The organism is Dyadobacter jejuensis, assembly GCF_003149085.1.
Taxonomy (GTDB): Bacteria; Bacteroidota; Bacteroidia; order Cytophagales; family Spirosomataceae; genus Dyadobacter; species Dyadobacter jejuensis.
In genome coordinates this window covers 1-2,620 of the sequence record NZ_QGDT01000044.1, presented here as the reverse complement: position 1 = coordinate 2,620, position 2,620 = coordinate 1, and the positions used below count along the sequence as shown (strand labels likewise).

Annotated in this window: 2 protein-coding genes; both read right to left on the bottom strand. The window is 42.5% G+C overall.

Annotated features, from left to right (window positions below; all coding sequences use genetic code 11):
• Positions 1–90: 90 nt before the first annotated feature.
• On the bottom strand, positions 91–810 hold the full coding sequence (istB, locus tag CLV98_RS23045) for an IS21-like element helper ATPase IstB (RefSeq protein WP_109678476.1): 720 nt from the start codon (positions 808–810) through the stop codon (positions 91–93).
• 26 nt (positions 811–836) lie between these two features.
• A complete protein-coding gene (istA, locus tag CLV98_RS23040; protein ID WP_229203548.1) occupies positions 837–2,384 on the bottom strand; it encodes an IS21 family transposase in 1,548 nt (515 codons plus the stop codon).
• Positions 2,385–2,620: the final 236 nt, after the last annotated feature.

Sequence of the window (2,620 nt, the reverse complement as noted above, 5' to 3'; positions counted from 1 at the left end):
TGCATATTCTGTTCTATACTGACCCCCTTCTGGTGATACTGACCCCTCTATAAATAGTTTTGGAGCGTAGACTCCAATGGTCTGACAATTTTACAGTTTTTTTCTTAAACTTTCGCCTTTCAGCTCGATTCTATACGAAGTATGTACCAATCGATCTAATATGGCGTCTGCTATGGTTTCCTCTCCGATCACGTCATACCAGCTCGATACGGGCAATTGACTAGCTACAATGGTTGAGTGCTTTCCATGTCGGTCTTCTATAAGTTCCATAAAGTCCATCTGCTGCTGCTTTTCCAGATGTGTCAGACCAAAATCGTCCATGATTAACAAATCAGTTTTCGCAAGCTTATCGAAGTACTTTAGGATGGTCCCTTCCAGCCTGGCCATTTTGGACTTCAACATCAGTTTCTGCATGTTAAGATACGCCACTTTATACCCTAGTACGCACGCTTGATGACCCAGTGCCGACGCCAAGTAGCTTTTACCGCATCCGGTAGCTCCTGTGATCAATACCGATTCGCCCTTGGCGATATAATCGCCGGTGGTAAGGGTAGTCAGTACCATCGGGTCTAGTCCTCTTGATTGGTCAAGTTTTAGCTCTTCTACAGAGGCTTGATACCTAAATCCAGCGTTGAGCTCCAGTCGCTTAAATCTACGGTTATCCCTTTCGTGTTCTTCAGCTAACAACATGATCTCTAGCCCTTCGGCCAAGGATAGGCTCTGATTCTTCCTTACTTCCTTTAGGGCAGTCCAGGATTTGGCCATTCCGTGAAGTTTTAACCGACTCATTTGCGTTTCAATTTGATTCATTTTTGTTTTTGTTTAAAGATATTTGTTTACTTGTGATAATAGTCTTTTCCTCTTACGTTCCCGTGTTTTGGGAGGGGTTTGGGGACTTCTTTTTGCTGTAGATATACCGTGTTGTTTTCCAACATCTTTTTCACAAAACGGTAAGAGCAAATACGATTCTCAATCGCTATTTTACAAGCCATATTGAACTTCTCTTGAGTTGTTTTTCGGCTTAGAGCCAACAGTCCGTCACAGGTTCTGTAAAGTTGCTCAGGATAAATATTCTGCTGGAATAAGAGCGTTACATATTCATAGAACTCCTTAGAACGTTTTCGAGCCAGATCTCGATAATAGTCCGGACTTCGATCTCTATAGTGCTGATGATGAGAGCACAAGTGTTCTTTATTGGTCGAGTACGCTCCCAGTTTACTGCTCCTGGGGTGTGCGGCAACCTTTTTGCCATCGTGGTAGACAGAGAGCATACTACGAGTATAAACGACCTTCACTTTCTCTCCCATCAACCTAAATGGCACACTGTAATAGTGTTTGTCACGAGCCAGATAAATATGGTTGTTTTTGGCTACAGTAAGCACCGCATAATGGCGCAACTCAAAATGCTCCTCAGGAAGTTTAGTCAATAATAACTTCTCCTGGGAAAGGAACTTTTCCTCCCTACAATATGCCTTTTGCTGCATCCTGGTTTGGTTATGCTTTTCAACCATCAAAGCAATCGATTCATTCAGCGAATTCAGGCTGAAGAACTGTATGTTTCGAAGCTTAGCATATACCCTGGAATAAAGTATTTTAACCTGATTCTCAACCAAAGCTTTATCCTGAGGCTTACGCACCCTTGCTGGGGTTACGGTAGTTGCATAATGGTTGGCAAAGTCCAGCAGAGTTTGATTGATCTCTGGCTCATAGCGGTCGGTTTTGGTGACGGCTGATTTTAGGTTGTCGGGTACGATCGTCTTAGGAGCTCCCCCAAGGTGCTCTAAACAGCGTGTCAAAGCGAAAAGAAAATCGGGTAGGCTCTGACTTCTAACGGCTATAGCAAAAGCATAGTCAGAATAGGGAAGGCAAGCTACAAAGAGCTGACATTCAACAATCTCCCCTGTGCTGGCATCGATGTATGATATCGTTTTTCCGGCAAAGTCAATAAATAACTTTTCTGCAGGCTGGTGTAGGAGAACCGAAGAAGTCTTTCGCTTCGTTGGTTCACACTGATCCAAGTGATAACAAAACTGAGAGTAGCAGTAACCCTGGCTATAGGCTTGTTTGTACTCTTCCCAGAGTATTTGCCTGCTTACACCTATCAACTTTAACTGCTTAAAAAAATATGCTATTTTGGACTTAAAATGCTCGTATCGATCGTCCTTATAGGCGGGGTTTCCGGGGTGAAAATAGGCGTAAAGTTCCGGTTCTTCTAGCTTAAGCAAGTTGCTTACAACATCCGAACATTCAGGATTAATTACCAACTTATCGAGCTTAATAAGATAAGTTTTCACCGTATTTTTACTCATAGAGAGCAATCGGGCGATCGTTTTGATCCCTTTGCCTTGGTTACGGAGTATGATTAATTGTTTTATCTGACTCATTGGTTTTGGTTTTCCAGCCATTGGAGTACGATTAGCGTTGAAATTATCTTCGCTAAAGTTCCAAAACCATTTATCAACGACATCAAAAATCTTAAGGATCAAAACCCCAAAGGGGTCAGCATGCTCCAGAATTCATCAAAGACAATTACCCAAAGGGGTCAATATGCTCCAGAATGAATCAAAAATAAATGTCTAGGGGGTCAATATACGCCAGAATGTCACTAGAAAACAAGCCA

Coding starts and splice junctions, on each gene's coding strand:
- istB (WP_109678476.1), bottom strand. CDS start 810: ATGAATCAAATTGAAACGCAAATGAGTCGGTTAAAACTTCACGGAATG.
- istA (WP_229203548.1), bottom strand. CDS start 2,384: ATGAGTCAGATAAAACAATTAATCATACTCCGTAACCAAGGCAAAGGG.